Annotated in this window: 20 protein-coding genes; 8 read left to right on the forward strand and 12 right to left on the reverse strand. The window is 70.4% G+C overall.

What is annotated here, in order from left to right; translation table 11 throughout:
* Nucleotides 1-64: 64 nt before the first annotated feature.
* Together IG98_RS0126710 and IG98_RS0126715 are read right to left on the reverse strand one after the other, a co-directional pair.
* Entirely contained in the window at nucleotides 65-1,090 is a 1,026-nt protein-coding gene (locus IG98_RS0126710) for a LacI family DNA-binding transcriptional regulator (RefSeq protein ID WP_030917781.1), read from the reverse strand.
* The gene (locus tag IG98_RS0126715; protein ID WP_051752961.1) at nucleotides 1,074-3,530 is read right to left on the reverse strand and encodes a glycoside hydrolase family 3 N-terminal domain-containing protein; all 2,457 of its coding nucleotides are present in this window, start codon (nucleotides 3,528-3,530) and stop codon (nucleotides 1,074-1,076) included. The genes IG98_RS0126710 and IG98_RS0126715 overlap by 17 nt, the downstream gene beginning before the upstream one ends.
* 353 nt (nucleotides 3,531-3,883) lie before the next feature.
* On the opposite strand from IG98_RS0126715, the gene IG98_RS0126720 reads away from it, so the two are divergent.
* From IG98_RS0126720 to IG98_RS0126730, 3 genes are read left to right on the forward strand one after another with little or no spacing between them, the layout of a single operon-like run.
* Nucleotides 3,884-5,230: an extracellular solute-binding protein gene (locus IG98_RS0126720; protein ID WP_030917786.1), complete on the forward strand. Its 1,347-nt coding sequence runs from the start codon at nucleotides 3,884-3,886 to the stop codon at nucleotides 5,228-5,230.
* On the forward strand, nucleotides 5,227-6,153 hold the full coding sequence (locus tag IG98_RS0126725) for a carbohydrate ABC transporter permease (RefSeq protein ID WP_030917789.1): 927 nt from the start codon (nucleotides 5,227-5,229) through the stop codon (nucleotides 6,151-6,153). Before IG98_RS0126720 ends, IG98_RS0126725 begins: the two co-directional genes overlap by 4 nt.
* 2 nt (nucleotides 6,154-6,155) lie before the next feature.
* A complete protein-coding gene (locus tag IG98_RS0126730; protein WP_030917792.1) occupies nucleotides 6,156-7,055 on the forward strand; it encodes a carbohydrate ABC transporter permease in 900 nt (299 codons plus the stop codon).
* A 16-nt stretch (nucleotides 7,056-7,071) separates the two neighbouring features.
* Here IG98_RS0126730 and IG98_RS0126735 read toward each other — a convergent pair whose 3' ends face one another.
* The 4 genes from IG98_RS0126735 to IG98_RS47360 all read right to left on the reverse strand — a co-directional run bounded on the left by IG98_RS0126735 (nucleotide 7,072) and on the right by IG98_RS47360 (nucleotide 12,648).
* Complete coding sequence (locus tag IG98_RS0126735) at nucleotides 7,072-7,629, reverse strand: OmpA family protein (protein WP_030917797.1); 558 nt, start codon at nucleotides 7,627-7,629, stop codon at nucleotides 7,072-7,074.
* Nucleotides 7,613-8,236: a hypothetical protein gene (locus IG98_RS0126740; RefSeq protein ID WP_030917800.1), complete on the reverse strand. Its 624-nt coding sequence runs from the start codon at nucleotides 8,234-8,236 to the stop codon at nucleotides 7,613-7,615. Before IG98_RS0126740 ends, IG98_RS0126735 begins: the two co-directional genes overlap by 17 nt.
* A gap of 77 nt (nucleotides 8,237-8,313) precedes the next feature.
* Nucleotides 8,314-11,124 (reverse strand): AfsR/SARP family transcriptional regulator, encoded by a 2,811-nt coding sequence (locus IG98_RS0126745; protein ID WP_030917803.1) that lies wholly within the window; start codon nucleotides 11,122-11,124, stop codon nucleotides 8,314-8,316.
* Between the two features lie 3 nt (nucleotides 11,125-11,127).
* Nucleotides 11,128-12,648 (reverse strand): serine/threonine-protein kinase, encoded by a 1,521-nt coding sequence (locus tag IG98_RS47360; RefSeq protein ID WP_211264107.1) that lies wholly within the window; start codon nucleotides 12,646-12,648, stop codon nucleotides 11,128-11,130.
* 146 nt (nucleotides 12,649-12,794) lie between these two features.
* On the opposite strand from IG98_RS47360, the gene IG98_RS0126755 reads away from it, so the two are divergent.
* Nucleotides 12,795-13,301 (forward strand): DinB family protein, encoded by a 507-nt coding sequence (locus tag IG98_RS0126755; RefSeq protein WP_030917810.1) that lies wholly within the window; start codon nucleotides 12,795-12,797, stop codon nucleotides 13,299-13,301.
* Between the two features lie 34 nt (nucleotides 13,302-13,335).
* Here the strand turns inward: IG98_RS0126755 and IG98_RS45340 are convergent, their stop codons facing one another.
* Both IG98_RS45340 and IG98_RS0126765 read right to left on the reverse strand, forming a co-directional pair.
* Nucleotides 13,336-13,857, reverse strand: coding sequence for a MarR family winged helix-turn-helix transcriptional regulator (locus tag IG98_RS45340; RefSeq protein WP_051752966.1), 522 nt, complete (start codon nucleotides 13,855-13,857; stop codon nucleotides 13,336-13,338).
* Between the two features lie 40 nt (nucleotides 13,858-13,897).
* Complete coding sequence (locus IG98_RS0126765) at nucleotides 13,898-15,205, reverse strand: M50 family metallopeptidase (protein WP_030917815.1); 1,308 nt, start codon at nucleotides 15,203-15,205, stop codon at nucleotides 13,898-13,900.
* A 158-nt stretch (nucleotides 15,206-15,363) separates the two neighbouring features.
* Here IG98_RS0126765 and IG98_RS0126770 point away from each other — a divergent pair, with 158 nt between their 5' ends.
* A complete protein-coding gene (locus IG98_RS0126770) occupies nucleotides 15,364-15,999 on the forward strand; it encodes a response regulator transcription factor (protein WP_051752968.1) in 636 nt (211 codons plus the stop codon).
* Nucleotides 16,000-16,011: 12 nt separating this feature from the next.
* Here the strand turns inward: IG98_RS0126770 and IG98_RS0126775 are convergent, their stop codons facing one another.
* Nucleotides 16,012-17,127 carry a PP2C family protein-serine/threonine phosphatase gene (locus tag IG98_RS0126775; RefSeq protein ID WP_030917822.1) on the reverse strand — a complete coding sequence of 372 codons (1,116 nt, stop codon included), beginning with the start codon at nucleotides 17,125-17,127 and terminating at the stop codon, nucleotides 16,012-16,014.
* A 118-nt stretch (nucleotides 17,128-17,245) separates the two neighbouring features.
* Here IG98_RS0126775 and IG98_RS0126780 point away from each other — a divergent pair, with 118 nt between their 5' ends.
* Both IG98_RS0126780 and IG98_RS50865 read left to right on the forward strand, forming a co-directional pair.
* Complete coding sequence (locus IG98_RS0126780) at nucleotides 17,246-18,475, forward strand: GNAT family N-acetyltransferase (protein ID WP_030917824.1); 1,230 nt, start codon at nucleotides 17,246-17,248, stop codon at nucleotides 18,473-18,475.
* A gap of 53 nt (nucleotides 18,476-18,528) precedes the next feature.
* A complete protein-coding gene (locus tag IG98_RS50865) occupies nucleotides 18,529-18,675 on the forward strand; it encodes a hypothetical protein (protein WP_157594532.1) in 147 nt (48 codons plus the stop codon).
* A 3-nt stretch (nucleotides 18,676-18,678) separates the two neighbouring features.
* Here IG98_RS50865 and IG98_RS0126790 read toward each other — a convergent pair whose 3' ends face one another.
* Nucleotides 18,679-19,146, reverse strand: coding sequence for a ribose-5-phosphate isomerase (locus IG98_RS0126790; RefSeq protein WP_030917827.1), 468 nt, complete (start codon nucleotides 19,144-19,146; stop codon nucleotides 18,679-18,681).
* A gap of 97 nt (nucleotides 19,147-19,243) precedes the next feature.
* Here IG98_RS0126790 and def point away from each other — a divergent pair, with 97 nt between their 5' ends.
* The gene (gene def / locus IG98_RS0126795; RefSeq protein WP_030917829.1) at nucleotides 19,244-19,732 is read left to right on the forward strand and encodes a peptide deformylase; all 489 of its coding nucleotides are present in this window, start codon (nucleotides 19,244-19,246) and stop codon (nucleotides 19,730-19,732) included.
* Nucleotides 19,733-19,775: 43 nt separating this feature from the next.
* Here the strand turns inward: def and IG98_RS0126800 are convergent, their stop codons facing one another.
* Nucleotides 19,776-21,185 carry an aldehyde dehydrogenase family protein gene (locus tag IG98_RS0126800; protein WP_030917831.1) on the reverse strand — a complete coding sequence of 470 codons (1,410 nt, stop codon included), beginning with the start codon at nucleotides 21,183-21,185 and terminating at the stop codon, nucleotides 19,776-19,778.
* A gap of 156 nt (nucleotides 21,186-21,341) precedes the next feature.
* The gene (locus tag IG98_RS0126805; protein WP_030917833.1) at nucleotides 21,342-21,962 is read right to left on the reverse strand and encodes a mycothiol-dependent nitroreductase Rv2466c family protein; all 621 of its coding nucleotides are present in this window, start codon (nucleotides 21,960-21,962) and stop codon (nucleotides 21,342-21,344) included.
* Nucleotides 21,963-22,037 lie beyond the last annotated feature (75 nt).

Below are 22,037 nucleotides of genomic sequence, written 5' to 3' on the forward strand. Positions count from 1 at the left end.
AACCTCCGCACGGCCGTGTCGGCGAGACGGGCAGCGCCACCTCCGATGGGCGGCCGTTAGCGGGTCAGTCGTGGCCGGGGGCGGTGGAACCGCGCACCACCAGTTCGGTGGCGAGTTCGACGTGGTGGGAGTCGACTCGTTCGCCTGCCGCCAGGCGCAGGGCCGTGCGTACGGCGACGCCGCCCATCTCTCTCAGCGGCTGGCGTACGGTGGTCAGCGGGGGCGAGGCCATGCAGGCGACCTGGGTGTCGTCGAAGCCGACGATGCTGAGGTCCTCGGGCACGCGCACCCCTCGCGCCCTGGCCGCCTCCAGCACGCCGAGCGCGATGTCGTCGCAGCCGGCGAAGATGGCCGTGGGGACCTCAGGCAGGTCCAACAGGGCCGCACCGCCCGTCACACCCTCCCGGTAGTGGAAGCGCCCCGCCCGTACGTAACCCGGGGGAACCGAGGCGCCCGCGGCCTCCATCGCGGCGCGATAGCCGTGTAGCCGGGCCTGGTTGCAGGCGGCGGTGACCGGGCCGCCGAGGTAGGCGATGCGCCGATGTCCGAGCGTGAGCAGGTGCTGCGTGGCGGCCACGCCCCCGGCGAAGTTCGTCGAGCCGACGCTGGTGACCCCCCTGGTCTGCGGCAGGTTCAGCGGGTCGATCACGACCAGTGGCAACCGCACGCGGGACAGGGCGGCGAGCTGCCCGGCGGTCAACTCGCTGGTGATGGCGATCAGGGCCCGCCGACCGGCCGTGACCAGGCCGCGCGCCCAGGCTCCGGCGCGGTCGGCGTTCGTCCGGATGCTCACCACGATCGCCGCGTCGACCTCGGCCCCAGCCTGCACGGCGCCCTGGACGATCTCGGTCGAGTACGCGTTGAGGTCGGCGTCCAGCTCCACTTCGATCGTGTCCAGCACGGCCGCGTCGCCCCGGCGGCGCTGCGGCGGCGCGACGTAGTGGTGCTGCTCCAGCAACGACTCCACGCGGGAGCGGGTCACCGGGGAGACGTCGCCTCGGCCGTTGAGCACCTTCGACACGGTCGCGACCGACACGCCCGCCGAGGCCGCGACCGTGGCCAGCGTGGCCCGTCTAGGACTGGCCGGCATCTGTTCCTCCCTGCTGTGTGGCGGAAGAGCCCGGTGCCGGTTCCACATCCACGCGGGTGACCAGCCGGCGGCCTGGGCCGACGTGACGCAGCGGGCCGGTCAATCGTATGTGGCCCCGGCAGGGCAGGTGGGACGCCGACGTGCCCACGAGCACCTCAAGGTCCCCCGGTTCGACGACGCGCCGCAGGTCGCGCCCGGTGAACGCGGTCCGGTCGGCGGGTACGGTGAAGGTCGCCAGGGCGCTCGCGCCGGGCTCCAGCCGGACCCGGGCGAACCCGGTGAGCTGCCGCACCGGCCGGGTGACCTGGGCGACCACATCGTACAGGAAGAGCTGGACGACCTCCTCCCCCGTCCGGCCCCCGGTGTTGCGCACCCGCACCGACACGGTGAACTCGCCGTCGGTGGGCACCTCGGCGTCACTGATCCTCAAGGAGTCGATCTCGAAGCTGGTGTACGAGGCGCCGTACCCGAACGGGAACAGCGGGGTCGGGTCGAGATTGCTGATGCCGTGGCTGTTGGAGCCCAGCGGCGGCTGCAGGTAGGTGCCCGGCTGCCCGCCCGGGCCGCGTGGGATCTGCACCGGCAGCTTTCCACTGGGCTGCACCCTGCCGGACAGGACCCCGGCGATGGCCACCCCGCCCTCCTCGCCGGGCATGAACGCCTGGACGAGCGCGGCGGCCGTCCCGGACACACCGCCCAGCGCGTATGGGCGGCCCGAGACGACGACCACCACGACCGGCGTGCCGGTGCCGGCCAACTCGGCCAGCAGGTCCTCCTGCACTCCGGGCAGCCGCAGGTCTTCGGCGTCGCAGCCTTCGCCCGACGTACCCAGCCCGAACATCCCCGCCAGGTCACCGACGACGGCCACGCACACGTCGGACTCACGGGCCGCCTGGAGGGCGGCGGCGAAGCCGGAGCGGTCGTCGCCCCGCACGTCGCAGCCTGGCCGGTGGATCAGCTCGGCATCGGGCAGCTCGGCCCGCAGCGCGTCGAGCAGGCTGGGCGCGGCCACACCGAGCCCGAGCCCCGGATGGCGGGGCAGCACGTGGTTGGGGAAGGCGTAGCAGCCCATGAACGTGTGCGGGTCATCGGCGCAGGGGCCGACCACGGCCACCCGGCGCGGCTCCGGGCGCCCCTCGCCGAGCAGCGGCAGTGCGGTGCCCGCGTCGAGCAGCACGATCGACCGCTCGGCCAGTTCCCGGGCCAGTTCCCGGTTGGCCGGCGAGTCCAGGTCCACGGTCCGTGCCCCGGCCACCGACTTCTCCGGCGTCCAGTCCGGGTCCAGCAGTCCGAGCTGCACCTTCTGCGTGAGCAGGCGCCGGGCGGCCCGGTCGACCAGGGACTCCGGCAGCTCGCCCCGCCGCACCCGCCCGGTGAGGTGCTGGCCGAAGCCGAGCGTGTTGGGCAGCTCGACGTCGATGCCCGCGGTCAGCGCCTGCACCCCGGCCTCGTCGGCGTCCGCGGCGACCTGGTGCATCGTCGCGAGGAACGGGATCGCCCAGTAGTCCGACACCACCGTCCCGGTGAACCCCCACTCGTCGCGCAGCAGGTCGGTCAGCAGCCACGAGTCGGCCGCGGCGGGAACGCCGTCCACGTCGGAGTACGAGTTCATGACCGAACGCGCGCCGCCCTCGACGATGGCGGTCTCGAACGTCGGCAGGATCATGTCCATCAGCTCGCGCCGGCCCATCGGCACCGGGCCGTGGTTGCGGGCCGCCCGGGAGGCGGAGTAGCCGGCGAAGTGCTTGAGCGTGGCGATGATCCCGGCGCTCTGGAGGCCGCGCACGTAGGCCGCGCCGAGCGTCGCGACGAGGTACGGGTCTTCGCCCATGGTCTCCTCGACCCGGCCCCAGCGGTAGTCGCGCACCACGTCCAGCACCGGCGACAGGCCCTGGTGGACGCCCACGGCGCGCATGTCCCGTCCGATGGCGGCGGCCATCCGCTCCACCAGGTCCGGGTCGAACGTCGCACCCCAGGCGATGGCCGCCGGGTAGACGGTCGCGCCGTAGGTGGTGAAACCGGTCAGGCACTCCTCGTGGACCAGCGCCGGGATGCCGAACCGGGAGTGCTTCACCACCTCCGACTGCAGCCGTACCACCTCCGCGGCGCCCTCCGCAGCGGTCACCGGAACACTGCCGAACACCCGCGTCAGGTGACCGAGCCCGTGGCGGATCGCCTCCTCGAAGGGCACCCTCCCCGAGGCCGCGAAGACGTCCTGCATCGGAGCCACGTTCGCCGGGCCTTCGGCCTCCTCCTCGGGCTCCCCGCCCTGGTCGGCCTGCATGTCGTTGCCGAGCCATCGGCTGCCGAGCTGGCCGACCTTCTCCTCCAGAGTCATCTCCTCAAGGAGGGCGTCGACCCGGTCGGCCACCGGGAGTGCCGGGTCCTGCCATGGACGGAGGATCCGGCCCGCCGCGGAGGCCCCATCTAGCGCCGTCATCTGCTCTCTCCTCAAGGAAAACTCATCCGCACAATTTTCCGAAACTTTTCGGGGTGTTGCGGTAGCCCTGTTCGAATCCTGGCGCATATGAGATGACCAGGAAAAGCCCCAGATGAGAGTACCTTACATACCTAATATACGAAGCTCATACCGATATGAGGCCACCTCTTGACAGGTAGGTAGCGGAAATCTAAATTTGCGTGCCACGCGGCCTGTTTCGGAAATGTTTCGACATGCTGGGCTCAAGAAGGGCGGATGCCTGGCAGCGGAGGTGCTGATCCACGACCGACCACCGCCACTGATGTTTCACATGGAGCCGCGCCCAGCTCGGCATTCGACATACGGAGATCAGCGTGGAGCCAACGACACCATCTCGCCGCACCTTCCTCACCCTCTCCATGGGCATTCCCCTGGGAGCCGCGCTGGCGGCCTGCGGCACTTCCGGCCCCACCCCGGCGGGCGGAGGCGGAGCCGGCGGAGGCGGCGGGAACAAGGCCACCTACTGGTACTTGGCGGTCCAGCCGCAGGAGGGCGTGCGCACCCGGGCCGTGGAGCGGTTCAACAAGGCCAACCCCAACGGGCAGATCACCGGGACGATCCTCCAGAACGACGCGTACAAGACGAAGATCAAGACGGCGATCGGGGCGGGCCAGGCCCCCACCATCATCTGGGGCTGGGGCGGCGGGACCCTGCGCACGTACGTGCAGGCCGGCCAGGTGGAGGACCTCACCTCGTGGTTCGCCCAGAACGCCGCCGTGAAGGACCGGCTGTTCCCCTCCTCCTTCGGGGCGGCCACGATCGACGGCAAGATCTACGCGATGCCGTGCGAGACCATGCAGCCCATCGTCCTGTACTACAACAAGAAAATCTTCGACCAGGTCGGCGTGCGGCCACCGGAGTCGTGGGGCGACATCATGGCCCTGGTCCCCAAGTTCAACGCCGCCGGCATCGCCCCGTTCTCCCTCGGCGGCCAGTCCCGCTGGACGAACATGATGTGGCTGGAGTTCCTCTTCGACCGCATCGGCGGCCCCGAGGTGTTCCAGGCCGTGTTCGACGGCAAGAAGGACGCCTGGTCCCACCCCGCCGCCCTCGACGCCCTGACCAAGCTGCAGGACCTCGTCAAGGCGGACGGGTTCATCAAGGGCTTCTCCTCGATCACCGCCGACTCCAACGCCGACCAGGCCCTGCTGTACACCGGCAAGGCCGCGATGATGCTGCACGGCGGCTGGACGTACGGCAGCATGTCGACCGACGGCGGTGACTTCGTCTCCGGCGGCCACCTCGGCTACATGAACTTCCCGCCGGTCGAGGGCGGCAAGGGCGACCCCAGCAACACCGTCGGCAACCCGGGCCAGTACCTGTCGATCTCGTCCAACGCGACCGCCGAGCAGAAGGAGATCGCCAAGAGGTTCTTCGCCACCGGCGTGCTCAGTGACGAGGAGGTCAAGGAGTGGGCCGGCAACGGCGCGGTGCCGATCGTCAACGGTGCCGACAGCGCGTTCGCCTCCGCCAAGGACGCGGACTTCCTGAAGTTCGTCTACGGCATCGCCAGCAACGCCAAGTCGTTCGCCCAGTCCTGGGACCAGGCGCTCAGCCCCACCGCGGCCGAGGTGCTGCTGGACAACATCGCCAAGCTGTTCCAGCTGTCGATCACGCCGCAGCAGTTCGTGTCCAACATGAACGCGGTCATCGGCAGTTGAGCGCGTTCGCCACCCCCGCTCGGAGGGGGACGCCGCCGGCCGCCACGCGAGAGGCCCGGGGCGGCGTCCTCCCCTGGCTGGCCGTGCCGGCTCTGGCGATATTCGTCGCCTTCGGGGTGATTCCACTGGTCGGGGTGCTGTTCCTCAGCTTCACGTCCTGGGACGGACTCGGCGACATCCAGATGTCCGGGCTCACCAGCTGGTGGGCCGTGCTCGGCGATCCCGGCCTCCTGCACGCACTGTGGGTGACGTTGCTGGTGATGGCCGCCTCCTGGGCGGTCCAGACGCCGATCAGCATCCTGATCGGGGTGTTCCTGGCCGGGCACCAGCGCTATCGCGCGCTGCTGGCCGTGCTGTACTTCATCCCGCTGCTGCTCAGCTCGGCCGCCGTCGCCATCGCCTACAAGGCGCTGCTCGATCCGAACTTCGGGCTCGGTGCCGGGCTGCACATCGGGCTGCTCACCCAGGACTGGCTCGGCGAGCCCTTCCTCGCCTTCAGCGTCGTGATCTTCGTGGTGTCGTGGCAGTTCATCCCCTTCCACTCGCTGATCTACCAGGGCGGCGTACGGCAGATCCCGCGCTCCATGTACGAGGCCGCCGAACTGGACGGTGCGGGCCGTGTCCGCAAGTTCTTCAGCATCACGCTGCCGCAGCTCAAGTACACGATCATCACGTCCTCCACTCTCATGGTCGTCGGGTCCCTGACCTTCTTCGACCTGATCTTCGTACTGACCGCGGGCGGTCCCGGCGACGCCACCCGGGTGCTCGCCCTGGACATGTACAAGCGCGGGTTCCAGGCCAACCTCATGGGACCGGCCAGCGCCATCGCCGTCATCCTCGTCCTGGTGGGCCTCGCCCTGGCGTTGCTCCTGCGCCGGCTCGGCGGCGGCGACGCAGGAGCCAGCCAGATGGAAGGGGCCTGACCATGGGCTTGACCCACCCGACGGGGCTCAAGCGGACCTCGGCGGCCGCAACGGAACCGCGCCGGCGCCGACCGCGTCCAGGCGGCGAACGCCCCAACTGGCTGGGCGGGGTCGCGGGCTGGCTGTGGCTGGCTATCGTGATCGTGCCGATCTACTGGATCCTCATCACCAGTTTCAAGGCACAGAGCACCTACTACGCCACCAACCCGCTGGCGCCGCCTACCGAGCCGACCCTCGGCAACTACCAGATGGTCATCGAGTCCGATTTCCCGCTGTACTTCGTCAACAGCCTCATCGTGACCGTCGGCGCGGTCGTCCCGGCGGTCACGGTCGCGTTCATGGCGGCGTACGCGATCGTCCGGGGCGGCGCTCACCGCTTCCTGCGCGGGGTGAACTCGCTCTTTCTCATGGGGCTGGCCATCCCGCTACAGGCGACCATCATCCCGATCTACCTGATCATCATCCGGCTGCGCCTCTACGACTCGCTGGCGGCGCTGATCCTCCCGTCCATCGCCTTCGCGATCCCGCTGTCGGTGCTGGTCCTGGCCAACTTCATCCGTGACGTGCCCAAAGAGCTGTTCGAGTCGATGCGGCTGGACGGCGCGGGCGAGATGAGGACGCTCTGGCGCCTGGCCTTACCGCTCACCCTGCCTGCCGTGGTGACGGTGACGATCTACAACGCACTGACGATCTGGAACGGATTCCTGCTGCCGCTGATCCTCACCCAGAGCCCCGACAAACGCACGCTGCCGCTCGCGCTGTGGACCTTCCAGGGACAGTACAGCGTGAACGTGCCCGCCGTACTCGCCTCCGTCGTGCTGACCACACTCCCTCTCCTGATCCTGTACGTGGTCGGCCGCCGTCAGCTGCTCAGCGGCCTGACGGCCGGTTTCAGCAAGTGACGGATCAGGAATCGGATCACCGCCTGGCGTTGAAGATGATCTCCACCCGCCGGTTCTTCGCCTGGTTCTCCGGCACCGGCCGTCCCTGGACGGCATTGGGCACTTTGGGCTGTCTCTCGCCGAAGCCCGCGGCCTGGAAGGTCACCTGTGACAACTGCCGCGCGAGGACCTGCCGCACGGCCTGCGCCCGCCGCAGGGACAGCGCGTCGTTGTAGGCCTCGGTTCCCTGGTCGTCGGTGTGCCCCTCGATCCTGACCGTCCCGCCCGCGGAGTCGGCCTGGATCCGCTCGGCGACCTGCCGCAGCCGCTGTCGCGCCCGCGGCGTCAGCACGGCTCTGTCAAGTGCGAACAACACGTCGCTGGTGAGCGTCACGGTGACCTGATCGCCCTGCTTGGACTCGCTCTCGGCGCCGTCCAGCGATTCCACTTCGGCGATGACGTCCTCGACTGGGGCGAGAACGTCCTCCACCCCGGCCGCGGTGTCCTCCGGATCGGCCCACGCGGCCGCGGCCGGGCCCGTCACCAGGGTGAGTGCGAGCGCGAGGACCGCGAGACGCTCAGGAGATCGGGACATCGGTGAAAACGCCCAGTACCTTGAGGTCCACATTGATCTTCGTGACGTCCGGCGGCGGGGCGGCGAACGTGGCGTGCAGCGGCAGCACCTCGCCCGGCTCGGTGAACACGTCGTAGTCGGAGCACAGACACTTGGCCTTGGGGTACTTGCCCGTGCGCGCGACGGTGTACCGCTTGCCGTTGACCGGGTCGACCAGGCTGATCCCCGCCACGGTCAGACCGAGGCCGTCGGGGGTGTCCCCCATGTCGCTGCTCATCTGCCAGCGCTCCTCGCCCTTGTTGGTGACCGTCCAGGTCAGCGTGGAGAGCCGGCCCTGCCGCTTGAGGCCGGTGATCTGCACGGTCAGGTCGGCGCCACCGGCCTTGACCTCCCTGCCGGCGATCACCTCGCCCTGCTCGGCGGGCGCGACCTTCTGCTCGGCGGCCCCAGCGGCTTCGGAAGGCTCGGCGGACCCGGCGGTCCCGGCGGACCCGACAGGCCCGGTGGAGCCGGTGACCTGCTTCTCCTCGCCGCCACCGCCGCCCTGCTGCCCGGGCAGCATCCCGCAACCGGCCAGCACGATCGCCAGCACGGGCGCGGCCACCGCCGGCGTGATTCCTCTTCTCAACGCGTTCCACCTCTAGCCGTCATGGATCGAATCGAACCCGACCTTAGGCGGGCCACCTTCAGAATCCGCATAGTGCGCTAAAGGCGCAGGCCGCGGCGGCGCCGTACCTCGCTGGCGAGTTCTTCTGCCCCGGCGAGGCCATGCCGATCGCCGAGAACGTCAAACTCTCCCATAGAGCTTGTTATCGCACCAACCGCACCATCTATCTCATCAAGGTCTAAAAGGGCTGCGGCCAGGGTCAGCAGCGCCTGCGCGGCACCCCTGCGGTCCGCGTGCTCGCGGAACGTACCGAGCGCCTCCTCCGCGGCCCCGCGGGCGACGTCGGGCCGGCCCTCCGCCATGGCCACCCTGGCCAGGACCACCAGCCCCGCGGCCTCGGGCAGCCGATCACCCAGCCGCCTGAGCAGACCGAGACCGCGTTCGGCCCGCTCACGTGCCTCGGCAGGGCGCCGCTGGTCCAGCAGGAGCCCGGCGAGGTCGAGCGAGACGGCCGCCTCGCCGCGTGGGTCACCCAGCTCGCGATAGGCAGCGAGACTCCTGACGAGCAGGTCCTCCGCACACCGCAACCCGCCGAGGGCGCGCAACGCGTCGGCCCTGCCGCGCTGGTCACCCGCGGCCGAGAACGCGGTCAGGCAGGCCACAAAACACGCCTCCGCCTCCTGCCCCCGCCCCCTGGCAAGGTGGACCAGCCCGAGCCGGTGCCGGGTACGGGCCACCTCTCCCGCCTCTGTCAGCGGAAGCGCCCGCTGAAGGGCCTCCGCCGCCGCCACCAGGTGGCCCCGCACCCGGTGCAGGTCTGCCATGGATCGCAACAGCAGCGCCTCGCCGTGGCGGTGGCCCATCCGCCTCGCGGCCCGCAGGCCGATCTCCGCGGCCGTGCGCCAGTCCTCGTGGTGCGCGCCGAGCTCGAAGAAGGGTGTCAGGTAGAAGGCCAGCCGCCAGGCCGCCTCGTCCAGGCCGGCCCGCTGGAAGTCGGCGACCATCGCGACCAGGAACCCCCGCTCGGCGGCCAGCCAGCGGGCCGACTCCCGAAACTGCGTGGTCGCAAGGGCCATGACCTGCTCCGCCGTATGGACCAGGGTCTGGCCCGAGCCCGGCTCCGCGGGCAGGAGCAGTGCCCTGGCCCGCCGGGTGCGGTCAAGGATCTCCCGCCCGGCCACGGCGAGGACCTGCCCGGGGGCGCCTTCCTCCCGGTCCAGGCGCTCGGCGGCATAAAGCCTGGTCAGCTCGTGCCAGCCGTACCTCTCCTGGCCGGTCGCGTCGAGCCCGCGCGCCTGCAGCAGGCCCGCCTCGGCCAGTGCCTCCAGCAGCCGGTCGGCGGGCGCGCCGAGGACCGCGGCGGCCGCCCACGGGGCGAAGTCGGGCGCGGACAGCGCACCGAGGCGGCGCAGCAGCAGGCGTTCCCGATCCGAGAGCGCGTGGTAGCCGAGCGCCAGGCTGCTCCGTACGGCCAGATCGCCCGCGCTGAGCTCGTCGAGGCGGCCGCGCTCGTCCTCAAGTCGTCCCGCCAGGTGCTTCAGCGTCCAGTCCGGCCGCCGCGCCAGCCTGGACCCGGCGATCCTGAGCGCCAGCGGCAGCCCGCCGCACAGCACCGCGATCCGCGCCGCCGCCTGCGGCTCGGCCCGCACGCGCTGCTCACCCACCACCCTGGCCAGCATCGCCACCGACTCACCGGGATCGAACACGTCAAGCTCGCAGGCACGCGCCGCCTCCAGGCCGAGCAGCGGCGAGCGGCTGGTCACCAGCGTCAGGCAGCCGGGCCCGGTGGGCAGCAGCGGGCGCACCTGCGCCTCGTCGACCGCATCGTCCAGCACCACCAGCAGCCGCCGCCCGCTCACCATGCTGCGGTAGAGCCGGGCCCGCTCGGCCGGCTCGGTGGGCACGGCCCCCTGCGGGCAGCCGAGCGAGCGCAGCAGGTCCTCCAGCACCGCGCCCGGCGTCCTGGCCCCGAGCGAGGCGTAAAGCCGCCCGTCGGGGAAATCGAGCGCGGCGGCCGCGTGGATCGCCATCGCGGACTTGCCCGCTCCCGCCGGGCCGTGCAGCACCAGGTGGACGGGCGTGCTACCGGCCGTGGGCACCGCCCCGCGAATCCAGTCCAGCACGCGCTCCCGCCCGGTGAAATCGACGACGTCCGGCGGCATCTCGTTCGGCACGGCTCTCGGAGACGCGTCCTTGGCCAGTACCCGCTCGTGCGCCTGCCGCAGCTCGGCACCGGGTTCCAGGCCGAGCTCGTCGATCAGCAGCCGCCGCGCCTCCTGGTAGACGCCCAGCGCCTCCGGCCTGCGTCCTGCCTGGTTGAGCGCCAGCATGAGCTGTCCCCACGCCCGCTCCCGCAGCGGGTACCCGGCCACGAGCGCGCGCAGCTCCCCGGTCAGCTCCGCACCGCGGCCGAGCGCCAGGTCCAGCTCGACGCGCTCTTCGAGCGCGGTGAGCCGCAACTCCTCCAGCGGTACGGCATAGGCCCGCCGCAACGGCCCCGAGTCGATGCCGGCCAGCGCGGGTCCCCGCCAGAGCGCCAGGGCGGCACGCAACTCGTCGGCCGCCTCGGCGGTCCTGCCCGCGTCCCTGGCCCGCCTGCCGGCGCTCACCAGGCGCTCGAACCTGTGCGCGTCCACCTGGTCGGGGTCGACGTCGAGGAGGTAGCCTCCGGGCACGGTCCGGATCCCGTCCACCACCTTGCGCAGCGCGCTCACATACACCCGCAGCACCGGCTCGGCCGACGCGGGCGGCTCCTCGCCCCACACCTCGGCGATCAACCGGTCGACGGTCAGCACCCCTCCTCGCCGCAGCAGCAGCGCGGCCAGCAGCGCGCGGTGCTTGGCGGGGCCGGGCGTGAGATCGCGTTCGCCGTCAAGGACCCGCAACGGTCCCAGCACGCCGAACCGCATCGCTCAGCCCTTCGCCGGGCGAAGCTCGAACGAGCGGAACCTGACCTGGACGGGCTCGGCCGTGTCCGGCGCCGCGTAGACGCCGGTGTCTCCCGGGCCATAGGTGCCCCGCGTGTCGGCTGCCTCGCTCACCAGTTCGTCGTTGAGCCACATGCTCAGGGCGACCCGGTCCCCCCGCTGCTCGCACTGGGCGACGATCCGGTTGTCGGCTGCCTTTTTCACCCGTACGGGCCCGTGCAGGACCATGCTCTGCCCGCCGTGCCGTTTGGTGATCGAGGCGCTGCCCGAACCGGTGACCGCGAAGTCGTAGCGGTCACCGGTACTCGCGTCGCCGCGGCACCAGACGCCGAACTCCCCCGAGCCCCGCTCCAGCCGGACCCGGGAGCTGACCACGATGCCCTCGGCGGGCTCGCCGGAGAAGGGCGCCGACTTCCACAGCCGCCAGCCGGGGTTCGCGGTCAGCAGGTAGGACTCGCCGTCCTGCTCGGCCCTGCCGCCGTCGGACAAGCCGACGGCCCAGGATTCGGCGAAGTCCGCGTGGTAGGGCAGCGCCGGTGTGCCAAGACCGGCGTAGGCGGTCCATCCGCCTGCCGCGAGCGCCACCAGCGCGGCGGCGCCCGCGATCCACGGCCACCGCCGCGTGCCCCTTCCGGGCCGTGTCTCTGCTGCGACCGGTCTCTCGGGTGCGCCCGGCGCGCCGGTGACGCCCCAGGTACTCTCGACCACCTGGCTTGCCGTCGCCGGGGTCGGCCGGCCGCCGATCAGCTCGCCCAGCAACTGCTGGGCGCTCGGCCGCCGCGCGGGATCCCTGGCCATGGCCCGCTCGACGACGGCGCGCATGCGTTCGTCGAGGCCGTCGAGATTCGGCCCCTCGTTGAGGATCCGGTAGAGCACCTCCGGCGGCGGACCGCCACCGAACGGCAACCGTCCCGTACCGGCGAACGCGATCATCCCGCCCCACGCGTAGACGTCGATCGCGGGCATCAGCGGCTCACCGCGTACCTGCTCGGGAGCCATGAAAGCGGGCGTACCCATGACCGTCTGGCTGGTCAGGCTCTGGTGGTCGACGAGCTGGGCGATACCGAAGTCGATCACGCGCGGGCCGAGCGGCGACAGCAGCACGTTCGACGGCTTGAGGTCGCGATGGATCACCCCCGCCCCGTGGATGGCGTGCAGCGCCGTGGCGATCCCGACCGCGAGCGCCTCCAGGTTGGCGCCGGTCAGCGGCCCCTGCTCGCGTACGGCCTGCGCCAGATCGGGTCCCCTCACGTACTCCGTGACGAGATAGGCGGCACCTTCCTCGATCCCGGCGTCGAGCACGGGAGCGGTGCAGAACCTGGCCACACTGCGCGCCGCCGTGACCTCGCGCTCGAAGCGCCGCCGAAAGGCCGGGTCGCCGGCCAGCTCCGGGTGGATCACCTTCACCGCGGCCAGGCCACCGGCCGGGGTGGTGGCGAGATGCACCACACCCATACCGCCCCGGCCCAGCTCACGCCTGAGCTCGTATCCCCCGATCGCCTTCACCGGAGTCACCTTACGATCAAACGATTACATCCGGGACAAGCCCTCCCCCTCGTCACGACTCATCACCGGCACCTCCGCGGCCCCGGCGCGCCCGCCGGGCTGCGAAAGCATGACAACGGCCACCGGCGGCGAAAGGATTGGGCACCATGACCGACGCACGCATTGACGTCCCCTTCATCGCCGACGAGAACACCATGCTGCACTCCTGGCTGGACTGGCACCGGGAGACCCTGGCCGTGAAATGCGCCGGGCTGTCGGACGCGCAGCTTCGCCTGCGCTCCGCCGAGCCGTCCACACTCTCGCTGCTGGGTCTGGTCCGCCACATGACCGAGGTCGAGCGCAGCTGGTTCCGCAACGTCCTCAATGGTGAGGACGTCGGCCCGTTCTACTATTCCGACGACGATCCCGACGGCGATTTCGACGCCCTGGAGACGACCACGGCGGAGCAGGCCTTCGCCCGCTGGCGGGAGGAGATCGCCCACTCTCGCGAGGTGTCCGCCGGGCTCCCCATCGACACCGTGGGCAAGGAGCAACGTCACGGCCATGACGTATCACTGCGCTGGATCCTCGTCCACATGATCGAGGAGTACGCCCGGCACAACGGCCACGCCGACATCGTCCGCGAGCGGATCGACGGGGTCGCCGGGGAGTAGGCAGGGCCCGCTGGAGACCAGGCGGGCCGACGGCTCAGCTGGGGGCGGGGGTCTCCGCCAGCGTCTCGGTGATCAGCCGGTCGAGGTTGGCCGGGCTCGCCGGACGGGCGATGGCGGCATCGGCGAACCGGGCCAGGAGCCGGGCGAAGACCTCGCGGTCCTGCTCGTCCCAGTCGGCCATCAGGCCGTCCAGGTAGGTGCGCCGGTGGCGGACCACCACCTCCAGCACGCGACGGCCCAGCTCGCTCAGCACGAGCCTGGCCCGCCGGGCGTCCACGGCCGATTCCTCGCGCTCCACGAGCCCCGCGCCGATCGCGTCGTTGACCAGCCTGCTGGCGGTGGAGGGATCGACGTCCAACTGCTCGGCCACGGCGCCCACGGTCACCTCGGGCACGTCCAGGCTCAGCTTGTGCACGGCGTGCACGACCATGACGTTCGACATGTGCACCGGCCGCTGCGGCTCTTCGGCCCTGCGCGCTCGCAGTGGCCTCGACCAGATCCGGCGTAGCCGGAACAGGGCCACATCGATCATCGCTCCGGGCGTCCCCTCGTTCACGGCGCCACCCTAACGCCTGCGGGGGGCCGCCAGAAGACGATCAGCCGGCCAGACGGACCGGGTTGACAAGATCGGCGTACATCAGCAGGCCCGCCATGATGACCATCAGGAAGGCGATCGCGTACGTGAGCGGAAGCGCCTTGGCGATGTCGACGTGGCCGGGGGCGGGACGGCGGGCGACGCGCGCGAAACCGCGCTTGAGGCCCTCCCAGAGGCCACCGGCGATGTGGCCGCCGTCCAGCGGGAGCAGCGGGATCAGGTTGAACAGGCCGATCGCCAGGTTGAAGCCCGCCAGCAGGTTGATGAAGACGACGATCTTGTTCTCCAGCGGGATCGCGGAGGCGGCGATCTCACCGCCGATGCGGCTGACGCCGATGACGCCGATCGGGCCGTTCTTGTCACGCTCGTCACCGGAGAAGGCGGCGTTCCAGACGCCCACCATCTTCTCGGGGAACCTGAGCAGCGCGGAGGCGGTGGCCGAGGTGAGGTCCCACATGTGCTCGGTCACGGCGCCGAAGCCCTGCTGCTCTATGGCGATCTTCGGACTGACCCCGAGGTATCCGACACCCTTTTCGATCTTGCCGGGCTCGTCGAGCGACTCGCGGTCCTGGGCGATGAGGGTGGCGTTGACGGTCAGCTCCTGCCCCCCGCGCCTGATACCGATCGCGATCGGCCCCGCGCCGTGGTCGCGGATGGCCCGCGTCGCGGCGTCCCAGCTCGCGGCGGGCCTGCCCGCCACGGCCACGATGACGTCCCCCGGCCTCAGCCCCGCCACGCTGGCCGGGCTGGGCTTGTCGGCCGCGGTGCACTCCTGGTTCTTGGTGTAGTCGGCCGCGGTCTTCACGCACTGCGGGATCGAGGCGATCTCGGTCTTCTGCACGGGGATGCCGAACCCCATGAGCACGACGCCGAACAGGATGAACGCCAGCACGAAGTTCATCGCCGGACCGCCGGACATGATGATGACCTTCTGCCACCAGGGCTTGCGGTAGAACACCCGGTTCTCGTCGCCCGGCTGCACGTCCTCCAGGGCCACGTCACGCGCGTTCTCGATCAGGCCCTGCCACGGCCCGGTGGAGACCGAGCGCACCTTGCCCGGGGCGTCGGTGGGCCGGGGCGGCAGCATGCCGATCATCCGGATGTAGCCGCCGAGCGGGAGCCACTTGATCCCGTACTCGGTTTCGCCCTTGCGGCGCGACCACATCGTCGGGCCGAAACCGACCATGTACTGGGTGACCTTGACGCCGAACAGCTTGGCCGGCACCAGGTGGCCGATCTCGTGCAGCCCGATCGACACCATCAGTCCCACGAGGAACACAACGACTCCGACCACGGAGAGCCAGCTCACAGGTTCATACTCCCATCGCGGTTTCACCGACAATGCCCCATAAGAGATTAGCCGAAGTATCCGGCCCTCATGGCCCCGTTCCTCGTCGACTCATCTGCTGGCACTTTGCCGATCGGCCACATTTTGTTGACATTCAGCGATCATACGATCACTCTTTGATGAGGGCGAGGGTGAGAGATCGGAGCGTTTTGATCGGAATTTTGGTTGCCGAACACCTACCCCTGATACGGCGCGGGCTGGTGGCGTCACTGGACGGCGAGAGCGACATGCGGGTGGTGGCCGACGTGGCCGACGGCGAGGACGTCGTGCCCGCCGTTCTACGGCACGCGCCCGAGACCGCGGTCATCGACCTCGACCTGCCGGGGGCCGACGGTTTCACCACCGCCCTCCGGCTGCACGAGGAGGCTCCCCGCTGCAGTGTCCTGCTGCTCTCCCGTGCCCCGAACCCGGGCCAGGTCCGCCGTGCCTTCGCCGTCCACGCGCTCGGTTTCATGAGCCTGGAGGTCGACCCCGGGCAACTGGCCGACGGCGTCCGCCAGGTCGCGGCCGGCCGCCGCGCGATCGACTCCGAACTCGCGGTGGCGGCCCTGAGGTCGGCGGACAACCCCCTGACCCGCCGGGAGCTCGACGTGCTCCGGCTGGTCGCGCGGGGAGCCAGGTCCGGCGAGATCGCCGACCAGCTGTTCCTCTCCGTGGGAACGGTCCGCAACCATCTGTCACGGATCATGTGCAAGACCCAGGCCCGCAACCGTCTCGACGCCGTGCGTATCGCCGACGACTCCGGGTGGCTCTGACGCCTTCACGCCTCAGGGGCGCCAGATGAGAATGAGGGCGCAGTCGTCGTTGTGTCCCGCCGACATGGAGGCGACCAGGTTGCGGGCACCGTCACGGAACCCGGAGGGCACCAGGCGCTCGGCCTCTCCCAGCAGGCGGTCGAGGCCCGCGTCGATGTCGCGCCCCGGCTGCTCGATCAGGCCGTCGGTGTAGAGCATGAGCGCGTCGCCCTTGCGGAGCATCCCCTGGTCCGCCTCGCAGTGCAGGTCGGGCACGACGCCGAGGACGACGCCCTTGGCCGTGGAGACCCGCCACGTTCCCGCGCCCGATTCGTACTTGACCACTGGCGGGTGGCCGGCCGAGGTGATCACGTACTCGCCCGTCACGAGGTTGAGCCGTAGGTGGACCGCGGTGACGAAACCCTCGGCCTCACGCTGGCGGTGCAGGTAGGTGTTGCAGGCGGGCAGGAAGTCGTCGACCGAGCCGAGCAGCCCCCCGAAGGTGCCCGACAGCAGCAGTGCCCGGGTGCCCGCGTCGACGCCCTTGCCGGACACGTCGACCAGAGCGAGCTCCATCGTGTCGCCCTCGCGGATGGAGACCAGGAAGTCACCGCCGAAGGAGGATCCTCCGGCCTGCTTGAGCACCACCTTGGAGCCCCACTCCTTGGGCAGCGGGGGCAGGTCGCTCTGGCTCCTGAGACGGTCGCGCAGCTCCAGCAGCATCGCGTCGCCGCGCAGGCCCTGCACGCCGAGCTTGCCCCGGGTACGGGCCATCAGCGCGGCCAGCACGGCGGTGAAACCGAAGGTGACCAGCAGGCCGGGGCCGATGTAGTCCACCCCGCGCACCGCGGCCACGTAGATCAGCGAGGCCATGACCGCGCACAGCAGCTTGACGAGGCTGTTCAGCCGGAGCTGAAGCCCGGCCACCAGGGTGATCGGGATCATGAGCGCCGGGGAGAACCACTCCATGGAGACCCTCGCGGCCAGCACGCCGATCAACAGGGTCAGCAGGATCAGCGTGATGAGCAGGTTCCGGTCGCGCGCCAGAGGGCCCCGGCGCAGCAGACGCACGATGGGGACGAGAAGCGGGATGCGGACCAGGAACGCGCGGAGCGCCGGGGGAAGCAGCGGCACCGGACGGGAACTCATGATGCGCCTGACTGTATCTGGCTATCCCCCATTTGGGCAGCCGACTTGACCAATGCCTTGATCACTAAGCGTGGATATTAGCTGGCCAGAACTGTTTGTCCCATCTACCGTGTGAAAAATGACTCTTAGCCTGCGTCCGATCACCGAAGCCGAGTGGTCGGGTTGGACGACCGTCGCCGAGGAGGCGTTCGGTGCTTCCATCCCCCCGCACCGGGTGGAGCTGTACAGGGGTGTCACCGAGTTCGACCGCTCGCTCGGCGTGTTCGACGGCGATCTGCTCGTGGGCACCACGGCGGTGTGCAGTTTCACCATGACCGTGCCCGGCGGCCCGATCCCGGTCGGCGGCATCACCGCGGTCGGTGTACTGCCCTCGCATCGCCGCCGGGGAGTTCTCTCCTCGCTGATGACCCGCCAGCTGTCCGATCTGCACGAGCGGGGTGAGGCGGTCGCCGCGCTCTACGCCTCCGAGGCCGCGATCTACGGACGTTACGGCTACGGCAGGGCCGCGGACAGCCTGGTCTTCCGGATCCCCACGGCGAAGGCGGCCTTCACCCGGCACGCCCCCCTCGATCCTGGCCTGCGGTTGCGCATCGTCAGGCCCGCGGAGGCCAGGACCGTCTTCGAGAAGGTCTACGAGTCGGCGCTCGACGAGCGTCCGGGACTGTACGCCCGCACGCCCGCGCGCTGGGACTCGGCGCTGAGCGATCACGAGGCCGACCAGGGCGACGCCGGACCGCTGCGCGCCGTGGTCGTCGAGGACGATCACGGCGTACGGGGCTACGCGCTCTTCAGGATCAGGCCGAACTGGACCGAGGACGACGTCTTCGACGGTGAGCTGCGGCTCAAGGAGCTGTTCGGTCTCGATCCCGCCGCCTACGCGCTGCTCTGGCGGCACCTGCTGGACCGCGACCTGGTCTCGCACGTCACCGCCAGGAACCGTCCCTCGGACGACCCGCTGATCCATCTGCTGGCCGAACCCCGCATGCTCCACGCGCGCTGGCTGGACGAGCTGTGGATCCGCGTCGTGGACGTCGAGCGGGCCCTTCCGGCCCGCCGCTACTCCGCGCCCGTGGACGTGGTGATCGACGTCGAGGACGACGTCTGCCCATGGAACGCGCGCCGCTGGCGGCTGACCGCCGACACCTCCGCCGCCCGCTGCGTCCCCTGCGACGATCCGGCCGACCTGGCACTGCCGGTCTCCGTGCTGGGCGCGGCCTACCTGGGCGGGCGTCCGCTGGCGGCCCTGCTGGCGGCGGGGGTGGTACGCGAGTCGCGCGCGGGGGCCCTGCGGGAGCTGTCCACCGCGATGTCGTGGGATCCCGCCCCCTGGGGCGGGATGATCTTCTGACCGGGACCATAACCCGCCCGGCCTGATCAGGCCGGGCGGGTTATGGTTGCGGCATGGCACTGCAGAGCTTGCAGATCAACGCGATCACCGCGATGCGGGCGCGAGACGTCTCGCGCCCGACACAGGAGCAGCAGGAGAGCGCGGATCGCCGCCCGCTGCGCGACGAGACGCCCCGCAAGGAGCCCACCCGCGGGCGGTGAGGACTACGGCAGCGGCGGGAGCTGACCGATGGTCTCGTACGAGGTGAGCTGCGCGATCCGGCGGTTGTGGCGCTCGGCCCCGGAGTACGAGGTGTTGAGGAAGACCTCGACGAACCGGGTCGCATCCTCCTCCGGGTGCATCCGCGCGCCGATGCTGACGACGTTGGCGTTGTTGTGCTCGCGGGCGAGCCTGGCGGTCTCCTCGCTCCAGGCCAGCGCGGCACGGATGCCGCGCACCTTGTTGGCCGCGATCTGCTCGCCGTTGCCCGAACCGCCGATGACGACGCCCAGGCTGCCCGGGTCATCCACGACGCCCTGGGCCGCGCGCAGCACGAACGGCGGGTAGTCGTCCTCCGCGTCGTAGACGAAGGGACCGCAGTCCACGACATCGTGGCCGTGCTCCTTCAGCCAGGAGACGATGTGGTTTTTGAACTGATAGCCGGCATGGTCGGCACCGATGTAGACGCGCACCCACCCAGTTTCGCAGGTGTACGCGGGCGGCTTCACCCGGCCCCGGCTAGAGTAATAGTCCCTATACTCACCTAACCCTTACAAGAGAGAACTCCACATGCGTGACATCCGAGTGGTCGGTGACCCCGTACTGCGCACGCCCGCCGAGCCGATCACCGAGTTCGACCGTGACCTGCGGCGCATGATCGACGAGATGTTCGACGTGATGTACGCCGCGCAGGGCGTCGGTCTGGCGGGCCCGCAGATCGGCGTGTCGAAAAGGATCTTCGTCTACGACTGCAGCAACCGCAAGGGGCACGTGATCAACCCTGAGCTGACCGTGGACGACGACTCCGAGGTCCTCGACGAGGAGGGCTGCCTGTCCGTTCCCAGCCGCGAGACCGGCACCCCGCTCTACGCCAGAACGCCCCGGGCCGCCGGCGTGACGGTAAGCGGCCTGGACCGGCTGGGGCGGCCGATCCGGCTCAGGGCCCGCGGCCTGCTGGCACGCTGCTTCCAGCACGAGACCGACCACCTCGACGGCATGCTCTACGTGGACCGGCTGGCCAAGGACGCCGCCAGGAGGGTCCTGCTCCAGGCGCCCTGATCCGGCGGGACCGGCCGGGCGCGGACAACCGCGCCCGGCGCCCTCAGAGCTGGATCGCCTTGATCTCCAGGTACTCCTCAAGGCCGAACTCGCCCAGCTCGCGGCCAAGGCCCGACTGCTTGTAGCCGCCGAAGGGGGCTCGCGGATTGAACTGACCGCCGTTGATCGCCACCTGGCCGGTGCGCAGCCGTCGTGCGACCTCGACCGCCCGCTGCTCGCCCCCCGCCCACACCGCGCCTGCCAGGCCGTACGGGGTGCCGTTGGCGATGGCGACGGCCTCGTCCTCACCCCGGGTGTAGGGGATGATCGCGAGGACCGGGCCGAAGATCTCCTCCTGCTCGATCACCATCCCCGGCTCCACCCCGGCGAACACCGTGGGCTCCACGTAGAAACCGCGCTCCAACGGCCGGTCGGTGCCTCCGGTGACCAGCCTGGCGCCCTCCTCCTGGCCTCGGTTGATGTAGCGGATCACCCGGTCACGCTGGGCCGCCGACACGAGCGGGCCGAGCCAGGTCGCCTCGTCGAAGGGATCGCCGACCGTGTACTTCCGGGCGGCGTCGACGACGAGACGGACCACTTCGTCGTACTGGTCCCGGTGGACGATCATGCGGGTCCAGGCGGAGCAGGTCTGGCCGGAGTTGAGGAAGGCGTTGGCCACCGTCGCCTTGGCCGCCGCTGGAAGATCCGCGTCCGGCAGGACCAGGCTGGCGGACTTGCCACCGAGCTCCAGGGCCACCCGCTTGACCGTCTCGGCCGCGAGCGAGGCGACCCGGCGCCCGGCCCCGGTGGAACCGGTGAACGACACCATGTCCACCTCCGGGTGGGTGACCAGGGCCTCGCCCACCACCGGGCCGTAACCGCTGAGCATGTTGAAGACCCCGGCGGGCAACCCGACCTCGTCGAAGATCCCGGCGAGCGCGAAGGCCGCCAGCGGAGCCACCTCGCTGGGCTTCAGCACGACGGTGCAGCCCGCGGCGAGCGCGGCGCCCACCTTGCAGACGACCTGGTGGAGGGGGTAGTTCCAGGGGGTGATGGCGGCGACCACCCCGACCGGCTCCCTGAAGACGCGGGAGTTGCCGACCCGCCCGCCCTCGAAGTCGTAGGTCTCGGCCAGCTGGGCGTAGGAGGCCAGCACCCCGGCCGGCATCAGCGTCTGCACCCTCATCGCCACGCCGTACGGCGCGCCCATGTCCGTGGCGATGATCCTGGCCATCTGGTCGGAGCGTTCTCGGATCAGCCCGGCGGCGGCGGCGAGGATCCGGCCTCGCTCGGCGGGAGCCGTCGCCGACCAGGAGGGGAAGGCCTCGCGGGCGGCGGCCACGGCGACCTCGACGTCGGCGGGCGTCCCGGCGGGCACCCTGTCGATCAGCTCCTCGGTCGCCGGGTTGATCACGTCGATGCTCTCGCCCGACGTGGAGGGCTGCCAGGCTCCGTTCAGATAAAGGTGACGCATGCCCCTCATCTTCGCGCGCGCGCCCTTGTTTCGCGAGGGCCCGGCGATCACGCAGAGATCATCGTTGTACGGGGGCACAGTCGCGGTTCCGCGCCCGGCCTTCCCCACCCGCCCGGTCATGAGCGGCGGGCCGGGGGGAAAGGACCGGACGGCGGATCAGTCGAAGATCGGACGCCGGTCCCTGGAGCGCTTGAGCTCGAAGAAGCCGTCGGTGGCCGCGACCAGCCGTACCCCGTCCCAGAGCTTGCCCGCGTCCTCGCCCTTGGGCGCGGGCGAGATGACCGGGCCGAAGAAGGCGACACCCTCAACCGAGATCACCGGGGTGCCGACCTCCTGGCCGACCCGATCGATGCCGTCGTTGTGCGAGGCGCGGAGTGCCTCGTCGAACTCCGTCGAGTCCATCGCGTCGGCGAACGCGCGGTCGAGCCCGGCGGCCTCCAGCGCCTCCTCGACGGTCTCACGGAGCGTGTCGAGCTCCTTGACCCTGCCCTGGTTGTGAAAGCGGGTGCCAAGCTCGGTGTAGAGACGGCCCACCGTCTCGGAGTCGTACTTCTCCTGCACGGCGGTGACCACTCGGACCGGGCCGATGGCCTTGGCGATCATCTCGCGGTAGCTGTCGGGGATCTCCTTGTCCTCGTTCAGCACGTTGAGGCTCATGATGTGCCAGCGCGGCTCGATCAGCCGCACCTTCTCCACTTCCAGCAGCCAGCGAGAGGTCATCCACGCGAACGGGCAGAAGGGGTCGAACCAGAGGTCAACGGGGGTTCGCTCAGTCATCTTCTCGGCTTCCTGGTCGTAAGACTTCGTCGACAGCGACAACCCGGACGGCCGAGTTCCCTATTCCATGGGTGG

The sequence above is a fragment of the Streptosporangium amethystogenes genome, assembly GCF_000721075.1.
Taxonomy (GTDB): domain Bacteria; phylum Actinomycetota; class Actinomycetes; order Streptosporangiales; family Streptosporangiaceae; genus Streptosporangium; species Streptosporangium amethystogenes.